25 protein-coding genes are annotated in these 25,730 nt (G+C 63.7%); 4 read left to right on the forward strand and 21 right to left on the reverse strand.

All coding sequences use genetic code 11. The features are described from left to right. Positions 1-155: 155 nt before the first annotated feature. The 3 genes from LMTR13_RS31090 to LMTR13_RS31100 form a co-directional block, all read right to left on the reverse strand. Entirely contained in the window at positions 156-1,910 is a 1,755-nt protein-coding gene (locus LMTR13_RS31090) for a sulfatase-like hydrolase/transferase (protein WP_083219297.1), read from the reverse strand. 9 nt (positions 1,911-1,919) lie between these two features. After that, complete coding sequence (locus LMTR13_RS31095) at positions 1,920-3,629, reverse strand: sulfatase-like hydrolase/transferase (RefSeq protein WP_065731094.1); 1,710 nt, start codon at positions 3,627-3,629, stop codon at positions 1,920-1,922. 251 nt (positions 3,630-3,880) lie between these two features. Continuing rightward, positions 3,881-4,564, reverse strand: a complete 684-nt coding sequence (locus tag LMTR13_RS31100; RefSeq protein ID WP_065731095.1) for a TetR/AcrR family transcriptional regulator — start codon at positions 4,562-4,564, stop codon at positions 3,881-3,883. A 124-nt stretch (positions 4,565-4,688) separates the two neighbouring features. Between LMTR13_RS31100 and LMTR13_RS31105 the strand changes: the two genes are divergently transcribed. Then, on the forward strand, positions 4,689-5,303 hold the full coding sequence (locus LMTR13_RS31105) for a hypothetical protein (protein ID WP_065731096.1): 615 nt from the start codon (positions 4,689-4,691) through the stop codon (positions 5,301-5,303). Between the two features lies 1 nt (position 5,304). Here the strand turns inward: LMTR13_RS31105 and LMTR13_RS31110 are convergent, their stop codons facing one another. Both LMTR13_RS31110 and LMTR13_RS31115 read right to left on the reverse strand, forming a co-directional pair. Next, positions 5,305-5,547, reverse strand: coding sequence for a hypothetical protein (locus LMTR13_RS31110; protein ID WP_065731097.1), 243 nt, complete (start codon positions 5,545-5,547; stop codon positions 5,305-5,307). A gap of 19 nt (positions 5,548-5,566) precedes the next feature. Further along, positions 5,567-6,418 (reverse strand): SDR family oxidoreductase, encoded by an 852-nt coding sequence (locus tag LMTR13_RS31115; protein WP_065731098.1) that lies wholly within the window; start codon positions 6,416-6,418, stop codon positions 5,567-5,569. A gap of 456 nt (positions 6,419-6,874) precedes the next feature. On the opposite strand from LMTR13_RS31115, the gene LMTR13_RS31120 reads away from it, so the two are divergent. Next, the gene (locus tag LMTR13_RS31120) at positions 6,875-7,978 is read left to right on the forward strand and encodes a DUF2336 domain-containing protein (protein ID WP_065731099.1); all 1,104 of its coding nucleotides are present in this window, start codon (positions 6,875-6,877) and stop codon (positions 7,976-7,978) included. 96 nt (positions 7,979-8,074) lie between these two features. Here LMTR13_RS31120 and LMTR13_RS31125 read toward each other — a convergent pair whose 3' ends face one another. Next, positions 8,075-8,911 (reverse strand): LysR family transcriptional regulator, encoded by an 837-nt coding sequence (locus LMTR13_RS31125; RefSeq protein ID WP_065731100.1) that lies wholly within the window; start codon positions 8,909-8,911, stop codon positions 8,075-8,077. A gap of 106 nt (positions 8,912-9,017) precedes the next feature. On the opposite strand from LMTR13_RS31125, the gene LMTR13_RS31130 reads away from it, so the two are divergent. Beyond that, positions 9,018-9,464 (forward strand): PaaI family thioesterase, encoded by a 447-nt coding sequence (locus tag LMTR13_RS31130; protein WP_065731101.1) that lies wholly within the window; start codon positions 9,018-9,020, stop codon positions 9,462-9,464. A gap of 529 nt (positions 9,465-9,993) precedes the next feature. Here LMTR13_RS31130 and ilvC read toward each other — a convergent pair. The 8 genes from ilvC to miaA form a co-directional block, all read right to left on the reverse strand. Beyond that, positions 9,994-11,013, reverse strand: a complete 1,020-nt coding sequence (ilvC, locus tag LMTR13_RS31135; protein WP_065731102.1) for a ketol-acid reductoisomerase — start codon at positions 11,011-11,013, stop codon at positions 9,994-9,996. Positions 11,014-11,159: 146 nt separating this feature from the next. Continuing rightward, complete coding sequence (locus LMTR13_RS31140; protein ID WP_065731103.1) at positions 11,160-11,762, reverse strand: LysE family translocator; 603 nt, start codon at positions 11,760-11,762, stop codon at positions 11,160-11,162. 9 nt (positions 11,763-11,771) lie between these two features. Beyond that, on the reverse strand, positions 11,772-12,662 hold the full coding sequence (locus LMTR13_RS31145) for an EamA family transporter (protein WP_065731104.1): 891 nt from the start codon (positions 12,660-12,662) through the stop codon (positions 11,772-11,774). Positions 12,663-12,668: 6 nt separating this feature from the next. Continuing rightward, positions 12,669-13,364 (reverse strand): class I SAM-dependent methyltransferase, encoded by a 696-nt coding sequence (locus LMTR13_RS31150; RefSeq protein ID WP_065731105.1) that lies wholly within the window; start codon positions 13,362-13,364, stop codon positions 12,669-12,671. Between the two features lie 2 nt (positions 13,365-13,366). Further along, the gene (ilvN, locus tag LMTR13_RS31155) at positions 13,367-13,909 is read right to left on the reverse strand and encodes an acetolactate synthase small subunit (RefSeq protein WP_065731106.1); all 543 of its coding nucleotides are present in this window, start codon (positions 13,907-13,909) and stop codon (positions 13,367-13,369) included. A gap of 150 nt (positions 13,910-14,059) precedes the next feature. Further along, entirely contained in the window at positions 14,060-15,046 is a 987-nt protein-coding gene (locus LMTR13_RS31160; protein WP_065731107.1) for a threonine dehydratase, read from the reverse strand. A gap of 178 nt (positions 15,047-15,224) precedes the next feature. Beyond that, the gene (locus tag LMTR13_RS31165; protein WP_065731108.1) at positions 15,225-17,000 is read right to left on the reverse strand and encodes an acetolactate synthase 3 large subunit; all 1,776 of its coding nucleotides are present in this window, start codon (positions 16,998-17,000) and stop codon (positions 15,225-15,227) included. Positions 17,001-17,451: 451 nt separating this feature from the next. Further along, positions 17,452-18,390, reverse strand: coding sequence for a tRNA (adenosine(37)-N6)-dimethylallyltransferase MiaA (gene miaA / locus LMTR13_RS31170; RefSeq protein ID WP_236843201.1), 939 nt, complete (start codon positions 18,388-18,390; stop codon positions 17,452-17,454). Between miaA and serB the strand changes: the two genes are divergently transcribed. Then, positions 18,368-19,273 carry a phosphoserine phosphatase SerB gene (serB, locus tag LMTR13_RS31175; protein WP_065731110.1) on the forward strand — a complete coding sequence of 302 codons (906 nt, stop codon included), beginning with the start codon at positions 18,368-18,370 and terminating at the stop codon, positions 19,271-19,273. The two genes, miaA and serB, sit on opposite strands and share 23 nt — an antisense overlap. 166 nt (positions 19,274-19,439) lie before the next feature. Here the strand turns inward: serB and LMTR13_RS31180 are convergent, their stop codons facing one another. The 7 genes from LMTR13_RS31180 to LMTR13_RS31210 all read right to left on the reverse strand — a co-directional run bounded on the left by LMTR13_RS31180 (position 19,440) and on the right by LMTR13_RS31210 (position 25,566). Beyond that, positions 19,440-20,945, reverse strand: a complete 1,506-nt coding sequence (locus LMTR13_RS31180; RefSeq protein WP_065731111.1) for a Do family serine endopeptidase — start codon at positions 20,943-20,945, stop codon at positions 19,440-19,442. Positions 20,946-21,226: 281 nt separating this feature from the next. Then, positions 21,227-21,427, reverse strand: a complete 201-nt coding sequence (locus LMTR13_RS31185) for a DUF2065 domain-containing protein (RefSeq protein ID WP_065731112.1) — start codon at positions 21,425-21,427, stop codon at positions 21,227-21,229. A 95-nt stretch (positions 21,428-21,522) separates the two neighbouring features. After that, positions 21,523-22,434, reverse strand: a complete 912-nt coding sequence (hflC, locus tag LMTR13_RS31190) for a protease modulator HflC (protein ID WP_065731113.1) — start codon at positions 22,432-22,434, stop codon at positions 21,523-21,525. Beyond that, positions 22,431-23,582, reverse strand: a complete 1,152-nt coding sequence (hflK, locus tag LMTR13_RS31195; protein WP_065731114.1) for an FtsH protease activity modulator HflK — start codon at positions 23,580-23,582, stop codon at positions 22,431-22,433. The genes hflC and hflK overlap by 4 nt, the downstream gene beginning before the upstream one ends. Before the next feature lie 172 nt (positions 23,583-23,754). Beyond that, positions 23,755-24,267 (reverse strand): dihydrofolate reductase, encoded by a 513-nt coding sequence (locus tag LMTR13_RS31200; protein ID WP_065731115.1) that lies wholly within the window; start codon positions 24,265-24,267, stop codon positions 23,755-23,757. After that, positions 24,267-24,752, reverse strand: coding sequence for a GNAT family N-acetyltransferase (locus LMTR13_RS31205; protein ID WP_065731116.1), 486 nt, complete (start codon positions 24,750-24,752; stop codon positions 24,267-24,269). The genes LMTR13_RS31200 and LMTR13_RS31205 overlap by 1 nt, the downstream gene beginning before the upstream one ends. 19 nt (positions 24,753-24,771) lie before the next feature. Then, positions 24,772-25,566: a thymidylate synthase gene (locus LMTR13_RS31210; RefSeq protein WP_065731117.1), complete on the reverse strand. Its 795-nt coding sequence runs from the start codon at positions 25,564-25,566 to the stop codon at positions 24,772-24,774. Positions 25,567-25,730: the final 164 nt, after the last annotated feature.

The raw sequence follows: 25,730 nt of genomic DNA on the forward strand, positions 1-25,730 counted from the left end.
CATTCGTGCCAAGGGCAGTATTTTCTTTTTCACCGTTGTCCTCGCGCAGCGGCCGAGCGGTGGCGATTTGCGCGACATCAAGGGCTCCTTCGGCGAATAGATGGTGGGCACGCTGCGCTTTGCCCACCCTACGAGATCTCGCTAATGGAACGACATCAAAGCCCCTTGATCATTCCGGCGTCGATCAGCAGGCGGTTGAACCGGCGCGCCTCCGCGCCCTTTCTGCAATCGTAGAACGCTCCCTTGCAGCGGAGCATGATGCGCTTCTGCTCGGCAAACGAGGGATCCAGCGGGATGCCGGCGGCTTCCTGCAGCACGAGGGGGATGTACGCCGCATCGAGCGTTTCGAGCGCCGACGACAGGCTGGAGGGTGAGTAATTGATGCCGTCGATGGCATAGTAGGTGGAAAAGTAGCGAGGATCGGCGGCCATCACTCGTTTCGCCAGCGTCGCCTGATCGATCCCTGGCTCCAGCATCTTTTGCGAGATCGCCGGCTGGTGATCGCCGAAACGCAGCACCAGGAACGACTCGTCGGGATAGTCGCGCTTCAGCCGTTCGGTGAATTCGCGATAGTCGTTGGCCGTCATGGTCTGGCGGCGAATGTATTCATCGACCTCCGCCGTGTTGCCCGGCGGCGTCCAGCCCGGAGGGGTCAGATCGGGCCGGTAGACGTCGGTCCAGGGAAAATGGTTGGCCGTCAGGTAGACGAACATGAAGACCGGCGCCTGCTGAGGCTGCTCGCGCGCAAATACCTTTAGCGCCTGATCGAAATAGAACTTGTCGGGCTGCATGTCCTGGTTCACGCCCATATCCGCCATGTCGACGAAATGGCCGACGCCGGCTCCCTTCTGGAAGGAGCGCGCGCCAAGGAAGTTGCCATAGGTCGGATAGAGCGAGAAGGTCTTGTACCCGCAGCTTTGCAGCGCCTGTGGCAGTCCACGCGTCACGCGGCCCGCGGTTATCCTCGTCACGTAGAACTTGAGATCGCCGAACGACCGCGCCGACAGGCCCGTCAGCACGTTGAACTCGGTGTACCAGGTCGGACCGCCGGTCGCCTCCGCCATCATGGTGCGCTGCTTGCCGTCGATGGACTTGAAGTAGTCGGTGTACCCAGCCGGCACCTTGATGCCGGGCGCGGACGTGACGTCGAAGCTCGACTCGTCGAGCAGCATGATGATGTGCGGCCGCTTTGCGTTGGCATCGCAGGCAGCGTCAGGCGGCAGCGCCGAAAGGCCGGCGGCGCGCGCTTCCCGTGCCAGGCGAAGCGGGGCGTTTGCCGGCGGATCGGCGTCGATCCATCCGGTCGATGCCAGCCGCGACACCGCCACCACGCCCGAGCGCGCGAGATTGGAAATATGGTTGATGCCCTGGAACGGCTCCCACGGCTGCTCGGGCCATGCGACCGACATCGCCGATATCGATGCAATGCTCGCGGCCAGACCGATCAACGCCAGGCGGCGCCGCACCCGGAACGGATCGAAACGCCAGATCAGCCATAACAACGGAACCGCGACGATCCCCGTCACGATCAACTGCGTCTGCAATCGCGGAAACACCGAGAGCAGAAACGAAAACGTATCACGGTCGATGATCAGGAAATCGAGGAACGTCAGCGAGAGCTGCAGGATGCCGAATTTGAAACGCGACAGCGCGATCAGCAACACGATGAGGGCGAGCGCAATCGCCGCGCAGACGCCGGGCCGCGGCAGCACCAGCAGCAGGAGGCAATTGACGAACACCCATGCCAGCAAGGACAGCGTGATCGCAAACGGCCCATACTCGCTCGTCAGCAGCACCGCCAGGGCCGCCAGGTGAACCGCCACGATCACGCCGGCCAGAGCAAAGAACCGGGCGCCGCGCGATCCTGCGCGGATGTCTTTGCTCCTTCCGGGCTCAGCAACGGCTGACATGTCTCGTCCCTAAAGGCCCTTGATGAATCCTGCCTCGATCAACAACCGGTTGAACCGGCGGGCTTCCGCGCCGTCCTTGCAGGCGTAGAATACACCCTTGCAGCGGAGCATGATGTTCTTTTGCTCCTCGAACGAGGGGTCGAGCGGAATGCCGGCGGCCTCCTGGATCACCAGCGGCAGGTACGGCGCGTCGATCGTATCCATGACCGCGGAACTCTTCACCGGCTCGAAATTGATGGCGTCGATCGCATAGTAAGTGGTGAAGTAGCGCGGGTCGTAGGTGTCGAACTTGCGGGCGAGCTTGGCTTCATCCAGACCGGGGTCCAGCAGGTTCGACGAGAACTCCGGCTGGTGGTCGCCGTAACGAACGATCAGGAACGGCTGCGCGGGGAACTTCTTTTTCAGGCTGGCCACGAACGCCGCATAATGGCCGGCGCTCATCGCCTGACGGCGCAGATATTCGTCGACCACGGGCTCGTTGCCCAATTGGCGCCAGGACGGCAGCAGGTCGGGGCGGAATTTGGTTTCCCAGGGGAAGTGGTTGGCGGCGAGATAGACGAAGGCGAACAGCGGCGTCTTGGCCGGCTGTTCGGCGATCAGATTCAGCGCCTTGTCGTAGAAGAAGCTGTCGGGCTCGATGCCCTTGGCGCCGAGAGCGCGCGCGTCATAGAAGTGCTGGATGCCCGTGGAGGTCTGGAAGCCGCGCGCGCTCATGAAGGCGCCATAGGCCGGATAGAGCGAGATGGTGTTGTAGCCGCAACGGCGCAGCGCCAGCGGCAATCCGCGCTCGACCCGGCCAGACGCGATGCGGGTGACGAAATAGGAGAAGCGGCCGAACGACCGCGACGACAGGCCGGCGAGCACGTTGTACTCGGCCATCCAGCTTGCGCCGCCGCTGCTCTCGGCCATGAACTTGCGCTCGCGGCCGTCAAAGGATTTGAAATGGCTGCCATAGCCCGGCGGCACCTTGACGCCGGCGGCCTGGCGGATGTCGAAGCTCGACTCGTCATGGATCATGATGATGTGCGGGCGGCGGCCGGCCACATGACAGGAATCGACCAGCGGCACCTTCAGCCGCTCGGCGGTCACGGCTTCCGATTCCATGAAACCGTAATTGACGAAGTCCGAAACCGCCGTCACGCCCGAGCGGGCGAATTTGGAGAGATAGCCGTCGTCGTAATAGCCGCGCCAGGCTTCATCGGGCCAGACGACGGAATAACCGGTCAGGCTTGCGAGACAGGCCAGCAGGCCGGCAGTGGCCGGCAGGCGGCGAATGCGGAACGGATCGAGCCACCACAGCGCATACATCAGCGGCAGGATGACGAGGGATGCGCCGACCACGCTCCAGCGCAGGTTCGGAAAGATCGTAAACAAATAGGCCGCGGTGTCGCGGTCGATCACCATCAGGTCGACGAAGTTCGCGGTCATCTGCGCGACGTCGTGCTTGAGCCGCGACAGCAGCACCAGGAGCACGACCAGCGTGAGCGACAGCGCGCCCGACAGAGCCGGACGCCGCAGCAGCGCAATAAACAGGAAGTTCAGGATTCCCCACGCCAGGGCAAAAGCCATGCGGCCGCCGAAATCGCTTTCGGTGTGCAGCAGAATCGCCAGCGCCGCCATGTGCGGTGCAGCGACGGCCGAAAGCCGCCAGAGGCCGATGGCGGCAAGGCCGGCGACAAGGGTGGCGGCGGAGGGCCCTGGATTTGGCGCGGGCGCCATGGGAGGAACGCAACATGACCCGGCGCAATACAAAGCCTTGGCTGGCGACGACCAGGAGACGCACGACCCATCCGGAACCTGTGTCGTGTCACAAAAACGTAGTGGAATCGTCATGAACAGGCAATGAATTTGCCTCTTCGGCAATTACGGGGTGTCATTCCGGGGCGCGAAGCGAACTACGATGCGCAATTGCACATCGGAGAATCTCGAGATTCCGGGTTCGTGTCTTCGACGCGCCCCGGAATGACGTGTCAAGATTTCGCAATCCCCTCGATGAAAAGATCCAGCACCGCCTCGGCGGTCCGCTCGGCCTCGGGGCCGGCCACGCCCCAGCGTGGAAAATGGCCGTCGATATTCATCCGGGCAAAACCATAGACCAGCGCCCGGCCGGCGATCTGAACCTGCTTGAGGTCGGCGCTGCGGAGCTGGCCCGCCGCAAAGGCTTCGGCCAGCGTTTGCTCGGTCAGCGCGATCAGCTCGGCATTGTCGCCGGAGACGGCGACCGCCCGGTCGTGGTCGAACAAGCGACGGCTGGAAATGATTTCGAAATGGGTCGGGTTGCGCATCGCCCAGCGCAGGTACGCGAGCCCGAGGCAGCGAAAGCGGCCGAGCGGATCATCGCCCGGCGCCGTCGCAAGAGCCGCCTCGATCTCGGCACGGAACCGACGCTGCGCCTCCTCCGCCACCGCCTGGATCAGGGCGTCGCGGCTGGGAAAATGCCGGAACGGCGCCCCGGGCGACACGCCGGCCCGGCGGGCGGCCTCCCGGACGCTCACCGCCTCCGCCCCGCCCTCGCCGGCCAGTTGCAGCGCGGCCTCGATCAGGACACGCCGGAGGTCGCCGTGGTGGTAGGATTTTGGCGCCGTTGCCCGGGAGGCGCGGCGGCGGGGCTTGGTGGTAGATTTCGCGGCAGATGCCTTGGCTGACGGACGCATGCCTTCACCTACCATCACCAGGTCGTGAATGTAAGCACTGATTACACGGATTGACCTGATCTGCACGGCAAATGTAACTGGTGATTACATTAGCAGCCGCCACGCAAACCAGGGGAGCAAATACATGCCGACGCAAAAATGGTTCGAAGGCTGGCGGCTGTTCGCCCTGCTCGCGCTGACGCTGCTGGCCATGAGCATCTGGATCGCCGGCATGCGGGGCTTCGAGGTCGAGGGCGTGCGCATGGTGATCCGCTTTACCGCGCGGACCTCGCTTGCGTTGTTCTGCCTCGCCTTCTCGGCCGCAGCCCTGGCGCTGTTATGGCCGAACGCGTGGACGCGATGGCTGCGCCGCAACCGCCGCTATCTCGGCGTCAGCTTCGCGGCCTCGCACGCCATCCACGCTGTAGCCATCCTGGCCTTCGCCGTGATGGATCCGGCGGGCTATGCGGCGGCGACCTCGATCGCGTCCTACATCTTCGGCGGCATCGGCTATGCCTTCATCGTCGCGATGACTGCGACCTCGTTCGACCGCACTGCGGCTGCGATCGGCGCACGCGCCTGGCGCCGGCTGCATCTCGCGGGCGGCTACTATCTGCTGTTCCAGTTCATGGTGTCGTTCGGCAAGCGAATCCCGGGTATGCCGCCCTACGCGCTGTTCCTGATTCCATTAGTGGCGGTGTTCGCGCTCCGGATGATCGCGATGGCACCGCGAGCCCAGGCGCCGGCACGGGTAGGATAATCTAGTCGCCGGCCAGCAGATGATATTTCCGCCCAAGCCGGCGGTGCACGGACATCACGGCGCGGTCGACGTCGCTGATCAGGCTGTCACCGAGAACGACGTTGGGGATTTCCCAGTTCCGCCCTTCACGGATGTTGGGAAGCGCGCGCACGGCGGGGACGGACGCCGTTTCGCATCCCGGTTGGCTGCGAAGCGCCGCGTCGGCGATTTGCGTCAGCTCGGCGCTGCTCTTTCCCGTCGTCACTGGTGGCCGGTACCTTTGCTCATCCCCGCGGCATCAGCCCGAGGCGCTTGGCGATGATCCGGTCGAGGGTGCGCTTGGGCAACACCGCCGCCATGAACTGCTGCATCGGATCCGGCGCGATGACGTAGCGCACCTTGGGATTGGGTCGCGTCAACGCCTCGAACACCTTCTCGGCGATCTGTTCGGGCGGCAATCCGTTCGCGCCGAGCTGTAGCATGAAGGCGCGGATTTTCTCGAGCGCCGGGAAATACGGCGAGTTCTTGTAGGCGGAGATATCGACCTCCTCAGCCTTGCTCCAGATCGGCGTCTTGACCGCGCCCGGTGCGACGATGATGACGTCGATCCCGAACAGCATCAGTTCGCGGCGCAGGCTCTCCGACAGCCCCTCGATGGCGTGCTTGGAGGCGGAATAGGCCGAGGTCATCGGGTTGCCGTTCTTGCCGGCAACCGAGGAGATCATCACGATCCGCCCCTTCGGCCCCTTCAGGGCCGGATCGGAGCCGAGCAACGGCCCGAATGCCTGGGTCGCGATGATCGGCCCGATGAAATTGACCTCCATCTGGCGGCGGAATTCGCCGGCCGCGAGTTCGAGCACGGGGCCTGCAACCGCGATGCCAGCATTGTTGACGAGGCCGGCGAGCGTTTCGCCGTCGAGCTCGGCGCGAACCTCGCGCGCCGCCGCCAGCACCGCGGCTTCATCCGTGACATCGAAGATGAGCGGCGTGAAGTTCGCCCCGAACTCAGCCCTGAGGCGGTCGGCGTCGGCCTGCCTGCGCACGCTGCCGAACACCCGGAAGCCGCGGTCGAGCAAGAGCTTCGCGCTGGCCCAGCCGATGCCGGTGGACGCGCCGGTTATGACAACAGATCTCATGGTAACCAGGCCCTTGTCAGAGGTTTAATGAAGTTCGTCGTGAAGGAATGCTTAAGCGCCGGCTTCGTGAGCTTCCTCCGCGGATGCAGCCAGCCTTGACGGCGTCTTGTTCGGCAGATTGCGATTCGAATTTTCCCGGGAACGGTTTGGTGAGGATAGCAGCCGGACCGGAATACCGGAAGCGGCGACAGATCGCCGATCCGCTTCGACTCGGCGATTTATCGCATGAAATCCCGGCATACGTGCCGATCGATTGGTAAAGCAATTCAGAACGCGGAATTTGCAATGCATGGCCTGTTTCGACATTGGAATGTCCGCAATGACCGCGACCGATGCATTGCCCGATTCAAATGCAAGCCGTTCTGTAATTCTCCGAGGTTCCGCCTTTAACGTGAGTGTAAGGCCCGGCTTGTCATTGTGCGCGCCAACCCTTCAACAACAGACAGGCTGCCCACAATGGTGCAACAGCCGGCGCACTCGATCATTGCCGAACTTGAAGACGCCGTCAGAGGCGGGTCATCCGCGAAGCGGGTGGAAACCCTGCGGCAGGTCACCGATCTCTTCCTCCATGACGGAGAACGCCTCAGCGACGACCAGGTCAAGGTCTTCGACGACGTGCTCTGCCTTCTGATCGCGCGCGTCGAGACGCGGGCGAAGGCCGAACTTTCCAAGCGGCTGGCGCCGCTCGACTACGCCCCGTTCGAGGTCATCCAGCATCTCGCGTGGGACGACGAGATCGAGGTCGCCGGCAATGTGCTGACCCATTCCAGCCGGCTCGGCACCGACGTGCTGGTCGAAATCGCCAGCAGCAAGGGGCAGGATCACCTGCTCGCCATTTCCGGCCGCGCCGAACTGCCCGCGGCCGTGACCGACGTCATCGTCGACCGCGGCGAAGGCCAGGTGATCCGCAAGCTCGCCAACAATGCCGGCGCCAGGTTTTCCGATCAGGGTTATTCCACCATCGTCGCCCGCGCCGGTGCCGACGAGGAGCTGGTCGAAATCCTCGGCCTTCGCGCCGATTTCCCGGCCAAGTTCATGGGCGACCTGTTGCGACGCGCCAAGGAGACCGTTCGCGCGCGGCTTCTGGCCATCGCGCCGGCCGCGGTCCAGGAAGAGATCAAGCGGGTCCTTAACGAGATCGCTCGCGAGCCACAGCCCCCGAGCCGCAGCTTCGGCGTCGCCGAGGAACTGGTGAAGCTGATGAAGGGATTGAACGAGCTCGACGACGCGGCGGTGTACAAATTCGCGGAGTCGAACAAGTTCGACGAAGTGACGGTCGCGCTCGCCGTCCTCAACGACATGCCAGTCGAGATGACGGCCAGGCTGATGGAAGGCTCCCGCGCCGACCTGATCCTGATTCCCTGCCGCTCGGCGCGGCTGAACTGGCCGACGGTCGAGTCGATCCTGCGCAACCGGCCCGGTCGTCCGATCAGCGAGCAGACGCTCGAGGTCGCGGAGCGCGACTACCGGAAGCTATCGATGGAAACGGCCCAGCGCACCGTGCGCTTCTGGCAGTTGCACAACAGGATCGAGAAAGAACCGATCATCCGGACAAATTGAACGGCGACGTGGTCACGGCGCTGGGCCTGGGTTAAGGCGCATCGCCCGCAGACCTCGCTTCTAGGCGGGTGTCCGCGCCCGCGGCATGAGATCAGATCACAGACCATCCAGCGCGCGATCCAGCCAGCCATCGGCGCTGCCTCTGACCCATTCAAAGCCGAGCCGCCGGGTCAGATCGACCCCCTCGGGGCGAAGCATCCGCACCTCGGGGTGTTCGAAACTGTCCGGCATCAGACAGAACCCGATGCCGGCCGCCACCATCGCGAGCGCCCGCGCATCGCTGTCCGTCTGGGCGACGACTCTCGGCCGCACCTTCCACGCATCGAGAATCCGCGACGCCGCCTGCAATTGCTCGCAGTGCACGCGCACGATCAGGGGCTGGCCCGCCAATATCTCCGGAGAGACCGGCCCGCGGGGGAACGAGCGGGCGGAAACGGCCAGCGCCTGCCGGTCTGCCGCCAGCTCGACCTGCCGGTGGCCGCGTGCGGCCGATCCCAGCGCGGTGAGGATGACGTCGCAACGGCCGTTGGCAAGCCGCTGCCGCAACTTGGGAAGCGGTGCATCCTCGCTCCGCCACGACCGCGCCGGCTCGATCGCCCGCAGCCGCTCAATGCATTGGGCCACGAAAGCCGGAGCAATCGTCGGCAGAATTCCAAGCCGCAGCGGCCTGCCCGACGGCTTGCCGCCGGACGCCGTCTTGAGTCGTTCGGTCTGGCGCAGAATCGACCGCGAAGTCTCCAGCACCTCCTCGCCGCGCGGCGTGAGCCTGACGCCACGCGCATGACGCTCCAGCAGTGCGAATCCCAGCTCGGCTTCGAGGGAAGCGATCGCGGCCGACAGCGTCGGCTGCGTGACGAAGGCACGGCGCGCGCCGGCGCTGAAGCTGCCCGCCTCGGCAACCGCCACGAAATACCTGATCTGCTTGAAGTCCATCCATAGAGAATATCTATGGTTTGATATCGGAGCAATCGGGATTGCCTAAGCCTCTTCCCGGTCCAAGCATGCGCCCCTGTCAATAGCCGGGAGAGAGCCACGCACCATGCAAAAACAGCCGATGACGCCTGATGCGATCCGCGACCTGGTCGAACGGGTCACCTCCGCCCCCGGCTACACCCGGTCCGTCGGCACGAGGGTCGAGAGCGCGGAAGCGGGCCGTGTGGTGATGTCGCTCGCGAAGAATGACGGTCTGCTCCAGGCCAACGGCTTCTTCCATGGCGGGGTCATCGCCGGGCTGGCGGACCATGCCGGCGGCGGCGCGGTGAGCACGGCGATGCCATCGGGCCGCTTCGCGGTAACGGTGAACCTGCAAGTCAGCTTCCTCGCGCCGGCGAAAGGCCAGTCGCTGATCGCTCGCGCCCGCGCAATTCAGGTCGGCAGCACGATCGGCGTGGCGCATGTCGACGTGGCTTCCGTGGCCGATGGCGTGGAGACGCCTTGTGCAGTGGCGATCGTCACGCTTCGCGGCGTCGACTTCCCCGCCAAATAAAAGCCACGCCAGGCTGGAGACTGCGGCGCGTTCCGACCGCTTTGCAAGGCGATGCAAGGCCACGTGCGGCTTGCTGATCCAGCACATGAGACGTTCGGAATGGCGAAAGCCGATATTGGCTCCACCGTTATTGCGAAATGCGGGTTTCGTTTAACGGACGAGAATGCACATTAAGCGACCGGTCTTCGACTCGGTAAACGCTCATCTTTCCGTCGCTAACGCAATTGTTGAATTGCTTCGCACCAAGAATGTGCATGAAGCGTCAGTTCTTCGTTTCCGCTCGGCTGGCGCGCGTCGGGCGACGCGTTGAAGAATGTGCTTGAACCATCAATCCTTCAAAGAAACGGCGAGACCGCTGTTGCGATCACGCCGGATATTGCCGAGCAAGGCTTAAGATTTGGTGTCGTGGTACCGTAGGTACCCTAGGGTGGGCAAAGGCGTTTTGCGCCGTGCCCACCATCTCTCCACGGGAGTCAACGTAAGTGGTGGGCACGCTGCGCTTTGCCCACGCTGATCGAAGCGTCCCGCCTCAGTTCTTGGTCTTGTCGACCAACGCGCCCTTCTTGATCCACGGCATCATGTCGCGGAGCTTGGCGCCGACTTCCTCGATCGGATGCTGGGCGAGCTTGGCGCGGGTCGCCTTGAACGAGGTCTGGTTGACCTTGTTCTCCAGCATCCAGTCGCGGGCGAACTTGCCGCCCTGGATGTCGGCGAGAACGCGCTTCATCTCGGCCTTGGTCTCCGCAGTGACGATGCGCGGGCCGGTGACGTATTCGCCGTATTCGGCGGTGTTGGAGATCGAGTAGTTCATGTTGGCGATGCCGCCTTCATAGATCAGGTCGACGATCAGCTTCACCTCGTGCAGGCACTCGAAATAGGCCATCTCGGGCGCGTAGCCAGCTTCCACCAGCGTCTCGTAGCCGCCCTTGATCAGTTCGACCAGGCCGCCGCAGAGCACCACCTGCTCGCCGAACAGGTCGGTCTCGCACTCTTCCTTGAAGGTGGTCTCGATGATGCCGGCCCGGCCGCCGCCGATCGCGGAGGCGTAGCTGAGGCCGAGGTCATGGGCATTGCCGGAAACGTCCTTGGCGATCGCGATCAGGCAGGGCACGCCGCCGCCGCGCTGATATTCCGAGCGGACGGTATGGCCGGGGCCCTTCGGCGCGATCATCAGCACGTCGAGATCGGCGCGGGGATCGAGCAGGTTGAAATGGACGTTGAGGCCATGCGCGAACACCAGCGCCGCGCCCTTCTTCATGTTGTCATGCAGGTGCTCGCGGTAGATGTCGCCCTGCAGTTCGTCCGGGGTCAGCATCATCACGAGGTCGGCCCATTTGGCGGCCTCGGCGACTTCCAGCACCTTGAAGCCGGCGGTTTCCGCCTTCTTGGCCGAGGCCGAGCCCTTGCGGAGCGCAATCGCCACTTCCTTGACGCCGGAGTCCTTCAAATTCAGCGCATGGGCATGGCCCTGGCTGCCGTAGCCGACGATGGCGACCTTCTTGCCCTTGATCAGGTTCAGGTCGGCGTCGCGATCGTAATAAACACGCATGGTCGTTTCCTCAATCGATGGCCAAAAAGGGCCGGTTAATCAGGCATTTGGACAGGTGGGACCGCCGGTCGCCCGCGAATTTCCGGCGTTGTCTAGAGCATTTTCCCTCGAAGGGGAAACCCGTTTATGCATGGCCCGGTGCGGCATCATGCGTCCATGAAGACCGGATAGAGCGAGGCCAATAGCAGTACCGCCATGACGATGTTGAAGGCACGCACTGCGCGCCGGGAGGTCAGGATCGGTCGCAGCGCAGTGCCGAACAGGGCCCAGGCGGTGCAGGACAGGATGCCCAGAATCAGGCTGAGGCCCACCTGGATCGCGATGTTCCAGGGGTAGGCGGCGATCGCCGCATAGGCAGTGATCGTGCCGATCACCATGACCCAGCCCTTGGCGTTGACCCACTGGAACATGGCCGCGCCCCAGAACGTCATCGGGCGGCCCCGGCTGTCCTTATCCGCGGACGGCGGCTCGGACATCGCAATCGCCCAGGCCAGATAGATCAGGTAGGCCACACCGGCATATTTCAGGATGGTCTGCAGCACCGGATAGGCAATGAAAATCGTCCCAAGGCCCAGCCCCACCGCGCCGACCATGAAGGCAAAGCCGACCGTGATTCCCATGATGTGCGGGATGGTCGGGCGGAAGCCGTAAGTGAGCCCCGACGACAGCAGCATGATGTTGTTCGGCCCCGGCGTGAAGAACATCACGGTGGCGAACATCACGAAGGCGATCAAAAGCGAGTGCGACATCGGGGGGCCTCATGCGATCTTTGGCAGAACTTGTTCTTCTGAAGCCTTGGTAGGTTTGAACAACAGCATGACGGCGATGCCCCCCACCACAGTGATCATGCCGGCGAGCCGCAGCGGCCCAAAAGTTTCGCCGAACACCACGCTCGATGCCGCGGAACCGACGAACGGCACTAAAAGCGCGAACGGCACCACCTGCGCCGCCGGGTAATCCCGCAGCAGCCGGCCCCACAGCCAGTAGGCAATGCTGGTGGAGACGCCGCCGAGGCCAATCATGCACAGCAAGCCGGTCAGAGACATATGGGTCAGCGCATGCCAGGTCGGCTGCGGACCGTTGCTGACCAGCGTCAGCGCAAACAGCGGAACTGCCGCGACCAGACACAGCCACGCGAACAGATCGAACATCGGCACGCCCTGCGCACTTCGCAGCAGCAGATTGCCGGCGGCGAAGCTGAGCGGGGAGATCATCAATATCGCGAAGGCGCTGACGCTGAAATCGTAGCCGACGGTGCCGCAGATCATCAGCAGGCCTGCGGTGGCGATAGCAATGCCGACTGTCTGCCACAGGCTCGGCCGCTCGCGGAACAGAAGCGCGGCGAAGCCGATCGTGAACAGCGCCTGGCTCTGCACGATCACGCTGGAAAGACCGACGGGAACGCCGTGGGCAATGGCAAACGCCTGGGCAAGAAACTGGCCGAGAAACAGCGTGAAGCTGATCGAGACCAGCACCGACCATGAAACCTTCGGCCGCGCCACGAACAGGCAGGGCAAGGCTGCGATGGAAAACCGCAGCGTCGTCATCAATTCCGGCGAAAACTCGTTGAGCGCGATCCGGCTGGCCACGAAAGCAAGGCCCCAGATCACCGCCACCAGCGCGGCGATGCAGACATCGGCCGGTTTCATTTTTTTCTAGCTCTGTTGATCCGGCTTTGGTTTGCGCAGGAGATAGGTACCGTGCAGCGGCGCGTGATAGTCGACCGATTCCAGCGTGAAGCCGATGTCGGTCAGCATGCGCTCGATCACCCAACCGAAGGTCGAGTATTCGTCGCGCATGTGGGTGACTACGCCTTCGCGCTGGAAATCGTGGTTCTTGATGGTGAAATCCGCCCATTGGTCGACATCGCGCTCGGTGCCGTCGGGCATGCTGACGAACACGATGTCGCGCAAATAGAAATTCGCGCCGGGCTTCAGCGCGGCATAGATCCTTGCCAGCGCCACCGCCTTCCAGAAATCAGGCAGGTGATGCAGAGTGAATTCGCTGACGATCAAATCATAGGAATTCGGCTGGTAGGCGAAGCTCAAGAGACCGGCCGGCTGGGTACGGATTGCCGCCTTTCGGTCGCGCGCGTAGATGTCGGCGAGCGCCAGCATCGCCGGCGAAATGTCGATGGCATCGACCTCGGCCCCGATCAGCGCCGCCTCGCAGGCCAGTACGCCATTGCCGCAACCGATGTCGGCCACGCGCCAGCCGCGCTGTACGCCGAGCATGGTGAGCGCGGCACGCGCCCGCTCGTCGCTGTCGTCGTGCCGGTCGTAGATCGAGGCGACCGCGGAATCTAGCCCGAGCCGCCGCCTTTGAGTGTAATACCAGTCACGCGCCAGCATGTTCACATCCCCTCAGGCCCACGCCCGATCGCGGCAACGCCGGTGCGCGACACTTCGACAAGGCCGAGCGGGCGCATCAGGTCGATAAATTGACTGATCTTGGATGAATTGCCTGTGATCTCGAACACAAAACTCTCGGTCGTGGCGTCTATCACGCGGGCACGGAATGCATCCGCCAGCCGCAGCGCCTCGACCCGGCTGTCGCCACGGCCACGCACTTTCACCATGGCGAGCTCCCGCTCGATGGAACGGCCGGTGATCGTCATGTCGACGACGCGGTAGACCGGGATCATGCGATCGAGCTGGTGCTTGATCTGCTCGATCACCATCGGCGTACCCGTCGTGACGATGGTGATGCGCGAGAGATGTTTCTGGCTCTCGGTCTCGGAGACGGTGAGACTGTCGATGTTGTAACCGCGCCCCGAAAACAGGCCGATCACGCGCGCGAGCACGCCGGGCTCGTTCTGCACCAGCACCGAAAGCGTGTGCGTCTCGTTGGGATCGTGGCGATCTTCCAGGAAGTAGGCGGATGCGGGCTGGTTCATTGTCGTCCCCTTGTCTTCTCTATTGTCATGCCCGCGCAGGCGGGCATCCAGTAATCGCCGGCGCCTGCGATTGATCGCAAGGCCGCGGCGTACTGGATCGTCCGGTCAAGCCGGACGATGACAGCAAATTCTTGGCTAGTGTTCGCGGCATTACGCCATTGCCCTTTCACCAGGGGCGGCAGCATCCGTCCCGACCCATTTGCGGAACAGATCGAAATCGATATTGCCGCCGCTCAAGATCAAACCGACGCGCTTGCCTGCGAGCTTGTTCTTTTCCTGCAGCGCCGCGGCGAGCGGGGCCGCGCCTGCACCTTCGGCAAGGTTGTGCGTGTCGGTCCAGTAGGCGCGAACGGCGGCGGCGACCTCGTCATCCGTGACCTGCACGATGCGCGAGGCACCTTTGCGGATGACGGCGAGGGCCTCGGCAACGGGAACGCGGGTTGCCATGCCGTCGGCCAGCGTGTTGCTGGTTTCCGTCGTCACCACCATGCCGGCCGCAAATGACAGCGCGTAAGACGGCGCTTCGGTTGACTGCACGCCGACGATTTCCGTCTTAGCCCCCAAGAGATCACGCGCCATGATGCAGCCGCAGATCCCGGAGCCCTGCCCGATCGGCACATAGAGCACATCGAGGTCGGGCGCCGCGCGCAGGAGTTCGAGCGCGTAGGTCGCCACGCCAAGCACGAGGTCGGGATGGAACGACGGCACCATGTGCAGACCGTCGAACTGGGCGCGACGCTGGGCTTCTTCGGCCGCCGCCTGAAAATCCTCGCCATGTTCGACGAGGTCAGCGCCGAACGCGCGCATGGCGCGGTTCTTCTCGACCGAATTGCCTCGCGGCACATAGATCACGGCTGGAACGCCGTGACGACTGGCCGCAAACGCCAGGCTCTGGCCGTGATTGCCGCGGGTTGCGGAAATGATCCCGGGCGTATTCGGCCGTTCGCGCTTCAGCCGCTCCAGATAGACCAGCCCACCCCGCACCTTGAAGGCGCCGATTGGCGTGTGGTTCTCATGCTTGACGATGACGCGCGTACCCATCCGATCGGCAAGCAGTGGCCAGGCATGCGCCGGCGTCGGAGGCACTGCCTGCCCCACGATCTCGTGCGCACGTTCGAGTTCTCTGAGGTCAAACATTTTGGTCTTCCGTCGATCTTCCCTCGTTGTTGTCATCCCCGCGAAGGCGGGGATCCAGTATTCCAGAGGCGCCCGAGAGTAATGGAGACGTCGCGGCGTACTGGATCGCCCGGTCAAGCCGGGCGATGACAGCGGAGTTTTTGTCTCGCGTTCTCATACCGAATCTTGTCTCGCATCCTCACACCAGCGCCTTGCCGCCGGCAAACGCCGCGGCGGTGGCCTCGTCGGTGGCTTCCACCGGCAGCAGCATTTCGTTGTGCGCCTTGCCGGACGGAATCATCGGGAAGCAGTTTTCCAGTGCGGCGACACGGCAATCGAACAGCACCGGGCGCTTGACCTTGATCATTTCCTTGAGCGCGCCGTCGAGATCAGAGGGCTTGATCGCCTGCAGGCCGACGCATCCGAAGGCGTCGGCGAGCTTGACGAAATCCGGCAGCGCCTCGGAGTAGGAATGCGACAGCCGGTTGCCGTGCAGGAGCTGCTGCCACTGCCGCACCATGCCCATGTACTGGTTGTTCAGGATGAAGATCTTGATCGGCAGTTCATACTGAACCGCCGTCGACATCTCCTGCATCGTCATCTGCACCGAGGCATCGCCGGCAATGTCGATCACGAGGCTGTCGGGATGCGCCACCTGCACGCCGAGCGCAGCCGGCAGGCCGTAACCCATGGTGCCGAGACCGCCCGACGTCATCCAGCGATGCGGCTCCTCGAAGCCGAAGAACTGCGCGGCCCACATCTGGTGCTGGCCGACTTCGGTGGTGATGTAGGTGTCATGGCCGCGCGTAGCCGCGAACAATCGTTCGATGGCGTATTGCGGCAGGATCACGTCATTGCTCTTCTTGTAGGCGAGCGAATTGCGCGCGCGCCAGGTGGCAATCTCCTGCCACCAGCTCTTGATGTCGGGCTTCTTCGCTTCCGCCTTGAACACCTGCAGCAAATCGCCGAGCACGTTGCCGGCATCGCCGATGATCGGCACGTCGACATGGATGTTCTTGTTGATCGAGGACGGATCGATGTCGATGTGGATCTTCTTCGAGCCCGGCGAGAACGCATCGACGCGGCCGGTGATGCGGTCGTCGAAGCGCGCGCCGACGCACAGCATGACGTCGCAACCATGCATCGCCATGTTGGCCTCGTAGGTGCCGTGCATGCCGAGCATGCCGAGCCAGTTCTTCCCCGTGGCCGGGTAAGCGCCGAGGCCCATCAGGGTCGAGGTGATCGGAAAGCCTGTGACCTCAACCAGCTCACGCAGCAGCTTCGAGGCTTCGATTCCGGAATTGATGACGCCGCCGCCGGAATAGATCACCGGACGCTTGGCAGACGCGAGCAGCGCGACGGCCTTGCGGATCTGCGCGGCGTCGCCTTTGACCCGCGGCGTGTAGGAGACATGGACGTCGGACTTGCGCGGCGGATGGTAGGTGCCGGTCGCGAACTGCACATCCTTGGGCACGTCGACCAGCACGGGGCCGGGTCGGCCCGTGGTCGCCACGTAAAACGCCTCGTGCAGCACTTTCGCCAGGTCGTTGACGTCGCGCACCAGCCAGTTGTGCTTGGTGCACGGACGGGTGATGCCGACGGTGTCGCATTCCTGGAACGCGTCGTTGCCGATCAAGTGCGTGGGGACCTGGCCGGTGATACAGACCAGCGGAATCGAATCCATCAGCGCGTCCGTCAGCGGCGTCACCATGTTGGTGGCGCCGGGACCCGACGTCACCAGCACCACACCCGGCTTGCCGGTCGAACGCGCATAGCCCTCGGCCGCATGGCCGGCGCCCTGCTCGTGGCGCACCAGGATGTGCTCGACCTCGCTCTGCTGGAAAATCTCGTCATAGATCGGAAGCACCGCGCCGCCGGGATAGCCGAAGATGTGCTGGACGCCGTGATCGATGAGCGCGCGCACGATCATCGCGGCGCCGGTCATCTGATTGGGGTCGTGGCTCTGGTCGGTCATGGTCTGCTCCGGATGCGCTTGTTGCGCGGCTTCTTTCGGTTGTCTGTTTTGGGAAATAAAAAAGGGCCCGAGAGGCCCCATGCACACCGCCTGAATTTGGATGGCCGCTAGCCACCCCCGGCGGTGTGCCTGGGTACGACGACGATAAGGAGTTTGGTAATAATGTTACGCATTTTGCGGCTCGGACTTCCCAAAGGTTGCGCGGGTTATACCGTTCGGCCCCCGGAAGTCAAGGGACGCACGCTTTCGGCGCGATTTAGGCAGTGTAGCGGTGTTCCGGGCGTTCGGCGAGGGGGAATTTTTGGTTCCAGCTATGCGGCGTTGTTACTCCGAGGTCATTCCGGGATGGTCCGAAGGACCAGACCTCAGGTGCGCAATTGCGCAACGGGGAATCTCGAGATTCTCAGATGTGCAGTTGCACATTTCAGTTCGCTTCGCGCCCCGGAATGACTCAAACGACCCACCTCCTCGCCGCCTCCGGCGTCACCCATTCGAACTCCGGCAATTGATGCCGGAACCAGGTGAATTGCCGCTTGGCGTAATGGCGGGTATCGGCGCGGCCGATTTCGGCGGCCTCCTCGCGCGTGATTTCACCCCTGAGGTGCCGCATCAGCGCCGGCACGCCATGGGCCTTCATTGCCGGCAGCAGGGAATCGAGCTTTCGCGCGGCGAGCGCTGCGACCTCCTCCAGCGCACCCGCGGCCAGCATCGCGTCGAACCGCGCATCGATCCGCGCATAAAGCTGGTCGCGGTCGGGCGCGAGAAACAGTGCAGTGAATTCGCCTCGAGGGAGCAGCGGCGGCAGGCCTTCGCGATGCCAGTCCGGCAGTGTGCGTCCTGTAGCTTCCACGACTTCCAGCGCGCGGGCAATCCGGGTGCGGTCGCGCGGCTTCAACCGCGCGGCGGAGACGGGATCGCGCCGCGCCAATTCAGCGTGCAACGGCTCGACGCCATCGCATTCCAGCCGGGCACGTACGGCTTCGCGCACCTCGGCCGGGATCGGCGGCACCGCGGAGAGACCGCGCGTCAGCGCCTTGAAGTAGAGGCCGGAGCCGCCGACCAAGATCGGCAGCCGGTCTTCCGCGCGCGCCTCCGCCAGCACCTTTCCGGCGTCCGCCACCCACGCTCCGGCCGAGAAATTGACCGATGCGTCGACATGGCCATAGAGCCGGTGCGGCACCCGCGCCTCCTCCTCCGGCGTCGGCCGCGCCGTGATGATGCGGAGATCGCTATAGACCTGCATGGAATCGGTGTTGATGACGACGCCGCCGGTCCTTTGCGCCAATTCGAGCGCCAGGGCCGACTTGCCGCTGGCGGTCGGCCCTGCGATAAGCACGGCCTTGCTCAAATCTAGCTGATACGCCTGCATGTCCCTGGTCGCCACCCTCATCTGCAATCCGGCCAACCCTGCGCTCGACTCCACCATCGTCGACGGCGCGCTGGCTGTTCTCCCCTCGCCGGGAACGGCACAATGGCTGTTCGACGAAGTGGCAGTCGACATTCCCTTCGACAGCCAGGTCAAGAGCCCGGACGGAATCAAGGCGATCGAAACCCGCCTGCAACGGGCGCGCGGCGACCTGCCGATCGACATTGTCGTGCAGCCTGCCGCGTTCAGGCGCAAGAAGCTTTTTCTCGCCGACATGGACTCCACCATGATCGGCCAGGAATGCATCGACGAGCTGGCGGACTTCGCCGGGCTGAAGGCCCACGTCGCAGGCATCACCGAGCGCGCGATGCGCGGCGAGATCGAGTTCGAGCCGGCGCTGCGCGAGCGTGTCGCGCTCCTGAAGGACCTGCCGGTCAGCGTGGTCGATGAAGTCCTGGCAAAGCGCATCACGCCGACGCCGGGAGGCCGCGAACTGGTTGCCACCATGCGCGCCAACGGCGCCTGGACCTGCCTGATCTCCGGCGGCTTCACGCTGTTCACGCATGCGGTCGCGGCCAGGATCGGCTTCCAGGAGAACCGCGCCAACGAGCTGGAGGTTCTCGACGGCAAATTCACCGGCGAAGTGGCCGAGCCCATCCTCGGCCGCGCCGCCAAGCTTGCGACGCTGATCGAGCTGCGCGAATCCTTCGACCTCGACGAGATCGATACGCTGGTGACCGGCGACGGCGCCAACGATCTCGGCATGATCCAGGCGGCGGGGCTCGGGGTCGCCTATCACGCCAAGCCCGCGGTGGCCGCCGCCGCGGCTGCGCGGATCGACTATGGCGACCTCACCGCGCTGCTATATGCGCAAGGGTATCGGCGCGAGGAATTTGTGGGGGGATAACGAGTGGCGTCGTCGCATGCGAACGCAGGGACCCAAACGCCGCGGCCCGTCCATGATGCGATGGGGCCAGTTGCCTTACATGCAATCCGCGCTGGTGGTTATGGGTCCCTGCGTTCGCAGGGACGACGGCGTTGTTTGGGACGACCTTCAATGATCCCGTCGTTAATTACTGCACGCTGAGCGCGACAAAGCGCAATTCGCCCTCGCCATTCGACACCAGCAGCAGCACCGATTTCTTGCCGTCCTTCTTGAGCTGATCGACGCGCTTCTTGATGTCGGCAGCGCTCGCGACCGCTTCCTGCGCCACCTCGACGATGACGTCGCCGGCGGAGAGCCGCTTTTCGGCGGCGTCGGAGGAGCCGTCGACACCGGTGATGATCACGCCTTTGACGCTCTCCTTGACCTTGTACTTCGTACGCAGGTCCTTGCTCAGGGCGGCCAGATCGAGGCCGAGCGCCTTTTGCGTCACCGGCTTCTCGACAGGATCTTCCTTGGTCTTGGCGGCGGCCTGCTGCACCTTTTCAGTATCCTCGAGGCGGCCGAGCGTGACCTTGCGGGTTTCCTCGTTACCCTTGCGGATGATGACGACCTCGACTTCCTTGCCGACCGCGGTGTCGGCGACGACGCGCGAAAGATCCTTCGGGTCCTTGACGTCCTTGCCGTCGAACTTGACGACGACATCGCCAGGCTCGATGCCGGCGGGCTTGGCCGGCCCCTTGTCGTCGACGCCGGCAACCAGCGCGCCGCGGGCAGGCTTGATGCTGAGGCTTTCAGCGATCTCCTCGGTGACCTGCTGGATCCGCACGCCGAGCCAGCCACGGCGCAATTCGCCGAACTGCTGGAGCTGATCGACCACGCGGGCCACCGTCTTCGACGGAACCGCGAAGCCGAGGCCGATCGAACCGCCGGTCGGCGAGATGATCAGCGTGTTGACGCCCACCACTTCGCCTTCGAGATTGAACAGCGGACCGCCGGAATTGCCGCGGTTGATGGAGGCATCGGTCTGAATGTAGCTGTCGTACGGCCCCTGGCTGATGTCGCGGTTGCGCGCCGACACGATACCGGCCGTGACCGAGCCACCGAGGCTGAACGGATTGCCGATCGCAATCACCCATTCGCCGAGCCGCAGCTTGTCGGAATCGCCGAACTTCACCGCGGTCACCGGCTTCACCGGCTTGAACTTCAAGACCGCAATGTCGGTCTTCTTGTCGACGCCGACCAGTTCGGCCTTGATCTTGGTACCGTCGTTCATGATCAAGTTGATCTCGTCGGCATCCGCGATGACGTGATTGTTGGTGACGACGACGCCAGCGGCATCGACGATGAAACCGGAGCCGAGCGAATTGGTCTTGCGCGGCGGGTGCATTTCGCCGCTCTTGTCGCCGCCCTTGGGCAGGCCGCCGCGCCGGTTCTTGAAGAAGTCGTCAAAAAATTCCTCGAACGGCGAGCCCGGCGGCAATTGCGGCATCGCATCCTTTCCGCCCTTGACCTCCACGCTCTGCGAGGTCGAAATATTGACGACGGACTCGATTACCTTCTCGGCAATGTCGGCGATACCATCCGGCCCGCGCGCACTGGCCGGCACTGAAGCCAGCATGCTGACGGCACCGAACGAGATCGCAATCCCCATCAGGCGCAGGCGGCTTTTCAAGGCGGGTCTGGCACCGGTCATGTCGGCTCGTCTCCAAAGGCTCAAATTTGCGCCCACAGTGCGCCCGAACGGGTCCTGGGCGCAAGCATCTGCGCCGGACATTCCGGCGAAAAACGGGTCGCCGGCGGCTCACGATTTCGTTGGCGCCAGAGATAGTTGCGGCCGTTGATTACCGTCATTCCGGGGCGCGAAGCGACCCCCAATGTGCAAATTGCGCATTGTGGAAGCTCGAAATTCTCAGGTGCGCAATTGCGCACCGTAGTTCGCGCTTCGCGTGCCCCGGAAATGACGGTGGCCGGAACCTACCGCCGCACGAACCAGATCAGAAGCAGGCCGACGACCGCCGAAACGATGCCGACGATCCGCAAAATATTGTCCGGCGTCACCAGCGCGCTCTTCATCGCCCGGCGCATCCAGGCCGGGCTGGCTGCGAACATCAGGCCTTCGAGCACAAAGAGGATGCCCACACCGATGAGGAAGTCGGCGAACGCAATGGACCTCATCGGATGGCATCCCCCCGCTACTCAAGCGCCTTTTTGTTTTTGTGCCGGCGAAGCGGCCCCCGCTTCGCCGAAACTTGTGTACCGCGGCCGGCCGTTTAAGGCTTCGGCGCTGCGGCCGCCGCAGCGGCCGCCGGCGGATGGCCCGACGGATTGGCGAAAAAGCGGAAGAACTCGGAATCCGGCCGCAGCAGGAACCGGGTGTCGTTGCTGCGCAGCCCGGTCTCGTAGGCCGACATCGAACGGTAGAAGGCGAAGAAATCCGCATCCCGGCCATAGGCTTCAGCGAACAGCCGGTTCCGTTCCGCGTCGCCGACGCCGCGCGTCTGCTCGGCGGTCGAATTGGCTTCGGCGACGATCACGGTCGCCTCGCGATCGGCCTTGGAGCGGATCTCCTGTGCCTTCTGGCCGCCCTGGGCGCGGAACTCGGCGGCCTCGCGCTGCCGTTCGGTCTGCATCCGCTGATAGACCGCCTGGCTGTTCTGCTCCGGCAGATCGGCACGGCGGATGCGGACGTCGGCCACCTGGATGCCGTACTGATCAGCCTCCCGATCGAGCTGGTCGCGGATCCGCGTCATCAGCGTCTCGCGTTCATCGCGAACCACGGTAATGAAGTTGACCTCACCCAGAACGCGGCGCAGCGCCGCGTTCAACAGCGTCGTAAGCTGGATGTTGGCGGCCTGGATCGTGCCGATGCTCTGATAGAAGCGCAGCGGGTCCTTGATGCGATAGCGAGCGAACGCGTCGACCACCAGCCGCTTCTGATCCGACGCGATCACTTCCTGCGACGGATTTTCCAGGTCGAGGATTCGCTTGTCGATCGTAATCACCGTGTCGATGAACGGCGCCTTGAAGTTCAGGCCGGGATCGGTGACGACGCGCACCGGCTCGCCGAGCCGTACCACGAGTACCTGTTCGGTCTGAGCGACCGTAAAGACCGAGCTGTAGCCGACAATGATGACGACGAGCAGCAGGATCAGGGCAGTAACGCCTGCAACCGGGGATCTCATCGGGAGCCCCCCTGCTGCGGCTGGCTCGTGGAGGGCGATGCCGGCGGACGCCGCGGCGTCAATTCGCTAAGCGGCAGATACGGCACGATGCTCTGAGCCGAACCCGAATTGCCGCCGTCATAGACCAGCTTCTCGGAACCGCCGAGGATTCGCTCCATCGTCTCCAGATAGATTCGCTGCCGCGTCACGTCGGGGGCCTTCCTGTATTCGTCGTAAACCTTCTCGAAGCGCGCGCTCTGGCCCTTGGCCTCGGCGACCGCCTGCTCCCTGTAACCTTCCGCGACCTGCAGGATCTGCGCGGCACGGCCGCGCGCTTCGGGGATGATGCGGTTGGCATAGGTCTGCGCCTCGTTCTGCAGGCGCTCGGAGTCGGCACGCGCGGCTTGCACGTCACGGAACGCGTCGATGACCTGCGCGGGCGGATCGACCTTCTGCATCTGCACCTGCGTGATCAGAACCCCCGCGCCGTAAAAGTCGAGCGTCCTCTGCATCAGTTCCTGCACGCCCGCTTCCGTCGTGGTGCGGGCGCCAGTCAGGATCGGCTGGATGAAGGAGCGGCCGATCACCTCGCGCATCGCGCTTTCGGCCACCGCCTTCACAGTGCCTTCGGGGTTCTGGATGTTGAAGAGGAAGTTACCGACGCCATCGGGCTTGATCCGCCACAATACCGCGAAGTCGACGTCGACGATGTTTTCGTCGCCGGTCAGCATCAGGCTCTCTTCCGGCACGTCCCGCATGGTGCGGCCGCGCCGTGCCGGATCCTCGATCAGCTGCATGCCGATCGAGATGGTGGAGACGCGCAACGCCTTCGGCAGCAGCACCGTCTCGATCGGATAGGGCAGATGATAGTTCAGGCCGGGCTGCACGGTGCGCACATGCTTGCCGAAGCGCAGCACGACGCCGAGCTCTTCCGACTGCACGCGGAAGAATCCGGACAACCCCCAGATCACCAGCGCGCCGGCCAGCACCAGCGCGATGCCCATGCCGCTGAAATGGCCGCCCGGCAGAAGCTGCTGCAGCTTGTCCTGGCCGCGTCGCAGAAGGTCTTCCAGATCAGGTGGCCTCGGCCCGGCCGATTGCGGACCGCCACCCCACGGCCCCTTCGGACCCTGGCCCCACGGACCCCCGCCTTGATTCTTCCACGGCATATAAACTCTCCTCTGCGCGGGGAACGGGCCCGCCTGCTCGGCGGTCGGCCTTGAGCCTCGCATATCCGCCCGGCTTTATAGGGGACCGCTAGGTCCCTTACAACGCAAGCTTCCTGCTCGAAGCAGCTATGCCTGACGCCATAATTGTCAATGTAAACCTTGGTTAGCGAGGTTAACTCTGTTGGCGCCGACGAAATGTCACATAGGAGAAATCGGCGCTGTCGTCCGGACCGGCCGGATTCCGCGCGCGAGTGACCTCTTGCCATACGGCCAAATCGACCGCCGGGAAACGCGTGTCGCCGTCGGGCCGGTCATGAACCTCGGTAATCTCCAGGCGGTCGGCGCTGTCCATCCATTGCGCGTAGATTTCGGCGCCGCCGATCACGGCGATCTCAGTGGCGAAACGTCGCAGCGCATCGCCGGTGGCGATCGCCTTCGCATCGGTGAAGGAATGGGTAACCACCACGCCATCGGCGCGAAAACCGCCATCGCGGGTGACGACGATATTGGTCCGCCCGGGAAGCGGCCGGCCGATCGAGACGAAGGTCTTGCGGCCCATCACCACGGGCTTTCCCGTCGTCAGCGCCCTGAAGCGCGCCATGTCGGATTTCAGCCGCCAGGGAATGGCGCCACCTGCCCCGATCACGCCGTTCTCCGCGACCGCGACGATGAGTACGATTTCCATTACCGCGTCCCTTGCGCCAGCGCCGCGAGCGCCGGACCGCCGACCCGGCACACGGTCCATTCGTCCATCAAGACCGCACCGAGCGACTTATAGAATTCAATCGACGGCGTATTCCAGTCGAGGACCGCCCACTGCAAGCGCGACCAGCCGTTCGCTACGCATTCCCTCGCGAGATGCACCAGGAGCGCCTTGCCGATCCCCTTGCCGCGCAGCGCCGGGCGGACGAACAGATCTTCCAGATAGATGCCGGAGCGGCCGCTGAAGGTCGAGAAATTGACGAACCAGACCGCGAAGCCGGCCGGCTCGCCGCCCCACTCGGCGATCTCGCAGAACAATCGCGGATTGGCGCCGAACAGCGCCGCATCGATGCCCGCTTCGGTCGCTTCGACTTCGTGGAGCAGTTTTTCGTATTCGGCGAGTTCGCGAACGAAGGACAGGACAAGTCCCGCTTCGCCCGGGCGTGCGCGGCGGATCGTCAGGGACATCAGATGCTCACACCGCTCGTCATACAGCCACTTCGGCCTTGATGTGCGGGTGCGGATCGTAGCCTTCGAGCGCGAAATCCTCGTAGCGGTAGGCGAAGATATCGTTCACGTCAGGATTGATCTTCATGACCGGCAACGGCCGCGTCGGCCGTGTCAGTTGCAGCCGGGCCTGCTCGAGGTGGTTGGAGTAGAGATGCGCATCGCCGAGCGAATGCACGAAATCGCCGGGCTTCAATCCCGTCACCTGCGCCACCATTATCGTCAGCAACGAATAGGAAGCGATGTTGAAGGGCACGCCGAGGAACACGTCGGCCGAGCGCTGATAGAGCTGGCACGACAATTTGCCGTTCGCGACGTAGAACTGGAACAGGCAATGACAAGGCGGCAGCGCCATCTTGTCGACGTCGGCTGGGTTCCAGGCGGTCACGATCAACCGCCGTGAATCCGGGTTGCGCCTGATCATGTCGATGACGTTGGAAATCTGGTCGATGCTGCGCCCGTCCGGCGCCGGCCATGAGCGCCACTGCGATCCATAAACCGGGCCGAGATCGCCGTTGGCGTCGGCCCATTCATCCCAGATCGAAACGCCGTTATCCCTGAGGTATTTGATGTTGGTGTCGCCGGCCAGGAACCAGAGCAATTCATGCACGATCGCCTTCAGCGGCAGCCGCTTGGTGGTCAGCATTGGAAAGCCGGCCGAGAGATTGAACCGCATCTGATGACCGAAGATCGACAGCGTACCGGTGCCGGTGCGGTCGTGCTTCTCCGCGCCGTCGCTAAGGATACGTTCGAGCAGGTCGTGGTACTGGTTCATGGCTGGTGCTTCAGGCCTCTTCGGAACGGCGAATTTAGCGGCCGGGACATCCGATCGACACGCCGATTCGGCGTCCAACATCAATTATACCCGGAAAAATGATCGCTCCCCGAACAAACGACAAGGGGCGGAACCCGCGTTCCGCCCCTCACCTATCCGTCTGA

Source organism: Bradyrhizobium icense (assembly GCF_001693385.1).
Taxonomy (GTDB): domain Bacteria; phylum Pseudomonadota; class Alphaproteobacteria; order Rhizobiales; family Xanthobacteraceae; genus Bradyrhizobium; species Bradyrhizobium icense.

Bases quoted from the DNA above. Each gene is read 5' to 3' on its own strand.
- LMTR13_RS31120 (WP_065731099.1), top strand. From the start codon at position 6,875: ATGGTGCAACAGCCGGCGCACTCGATCATTGCCGAACTTGAAGACGCC.
- LMTR13_RS31125 (WP_065731100.1), bottom strand. From the start codon at position 8,911: ATGGACTTCAAGCAGATCAGGTATTTCGTGGCGGTTGCCGAGGCGGGC.
- miaA (WP_236843201.1), bottom strand. From the start codon at position 18,390: ATGAGGGTGGCGACCAGGGACATGCAGGCGTATCAGCTAGATTTGAGC.
- serB (WP_065731110.1), top strand. From the start codon at position 18,368: ATGTCCCTGGTCGCCACCCTCATCTGCAATCCGGCCAACCCTGCGCTC.
- LMTR13_RS31145 (WP_065731104.1), bottom strand. From the start codon at position 12,662: ATGAAACCGGCCGATGTCTGCATCGCCGCGCTGGTGGCGGTGATCTGG.
- LMTR13_RS31180 (WP_065731111.1), bottom strand. From the start codon at position 20,945: ATGACCGGTGCCAGACCCGCCTTGAAAAGCCGCCTGCGCCTGATGGGG.
- LMTR13_RS31160 (WP_065731107.1), bottom strand. From the start codon at position 15,046: ATGTTTGACCTCAGAGAACTCGAACGTGCGCACGAGATCGTGGGGCAG.
- LMTR13_RS31200 (WP_065731115.1), bottom strand. From the start codon at position 24,267: ATGGAAATCGTACTCATCGTCGCGGTCGCGGAGAACGGCGTGATCGGG.
- LMTR13_RS31185 (WP_065731112.1), bottom strand. From the start codon at position 21,427: ATGAGGTCCATTGCGTTCGCCGACTTCCTCATCGGTGTGGGCATCCTC.
- hflK (WP_065731114.1), bottom strand. From the start codon at position 23,582: ATGCCGTGGAAGAATCAAGGCGGGGGTCCGTGGGGCCAGGGTCCGAAG.
- ilvC (WP_065731102.1), bottom strand. From the start codon at position 11,013: ATGCGTGTTTATTACGATCGCGACGCCGACCTGAACCTGATCAAGGGC.
- LMTR13_RS31100 (WP_065731095.1), bottom strand. From the start codon at position 4,564: ATGCGTCCGTCAGCCAAGGCATCTGCCGCGAAATCTACCACCAAGCCC.
- LMTR13_RS31210 (WP_065731117.1), bottom strand. From the start codon at position 25,566: ATGAACCAGTACCACGACCTGCTCGAACGTATCCTTAGCGACGGCGCG.
- LMTR13_RS31105 (WP_065731096.1), top strand. From the start codon at position 4,689: ATGCCGACGCAAAAATGGTTCGAAGGCTGGCGGCTGTTCGCCCTGCTC.
- hflC (WP_065731113.1), bottom strand. From the start codon at position 22,434: ATGAGATCCCCGGTTGCAGGCGTTACTGCCCTGATCCTGCTGCTCGTC.
- LMTR13_RS31115 (WP_065731098.1), bottom strand. From the start codon at position 6,418: ATGAGATCTGTTGTCATAACCGGCGCGTCCACCGGCATCGGCTGGGCC.
- LMTR13_RS31130 (WP_065731101.1), top strand. From the start codon at position 9,018: ATGCAAAAACAGCCGATGACGCCTGATGCGATCCGCGACCTGGTCGAA.
- LMTR13_RS31205 (WP_065731116.1), bottom strand. From the start codon at position 24,752: ATGTCCCTGACGATCCGCCGCGCACGCCCGGGCGAAGCGGGACTTGTC.
- LMTR13_RS31165 (WP_065731108.1), bottom strand. From the start codon at position 17,000: ATGACCGACCAGAGCCACGACCCCAATCAGATGACCGGCGCCGCGATG.
- LMTR13_RS31090 (WP_083219297.1), bottom strand. From the start codon at position 1,910: ATGTCAGCCGTTGCTGAGCCCGGAAGGAGCAAAGACATCCGCGCAGGA.
- LMTR13_RS31095 (WP_065731094.1), bottom strand. From the start codon at position 3,629: ATGGCGCCCGCGCCAAATCCAGGGCCCTCCGCCGCCACCCTTGTCGCC.
- LMTR13_RS31150 (WP_065731105.1), bottom strand. From the start codon at position 13,364: ATGCTGGCGCGTGACTGGTATTACACTCAAAGGCGGCGGCTCGGGCTA.
- ilvN (WP_065731106.1), bottom strand. From the start codon at position 13,909: ATGAACCAGCCCGCATCCGCCTACTTCCTGGAAGATCGCCACGATCCC.
- LMTR13_RS31140 (WP_065731103.1), bottom strand. From the start codon at position 11,762: ATGTCGCACTCGCTTTTGATCGCCTTCGTGATGTTCGCCACCGTGATG.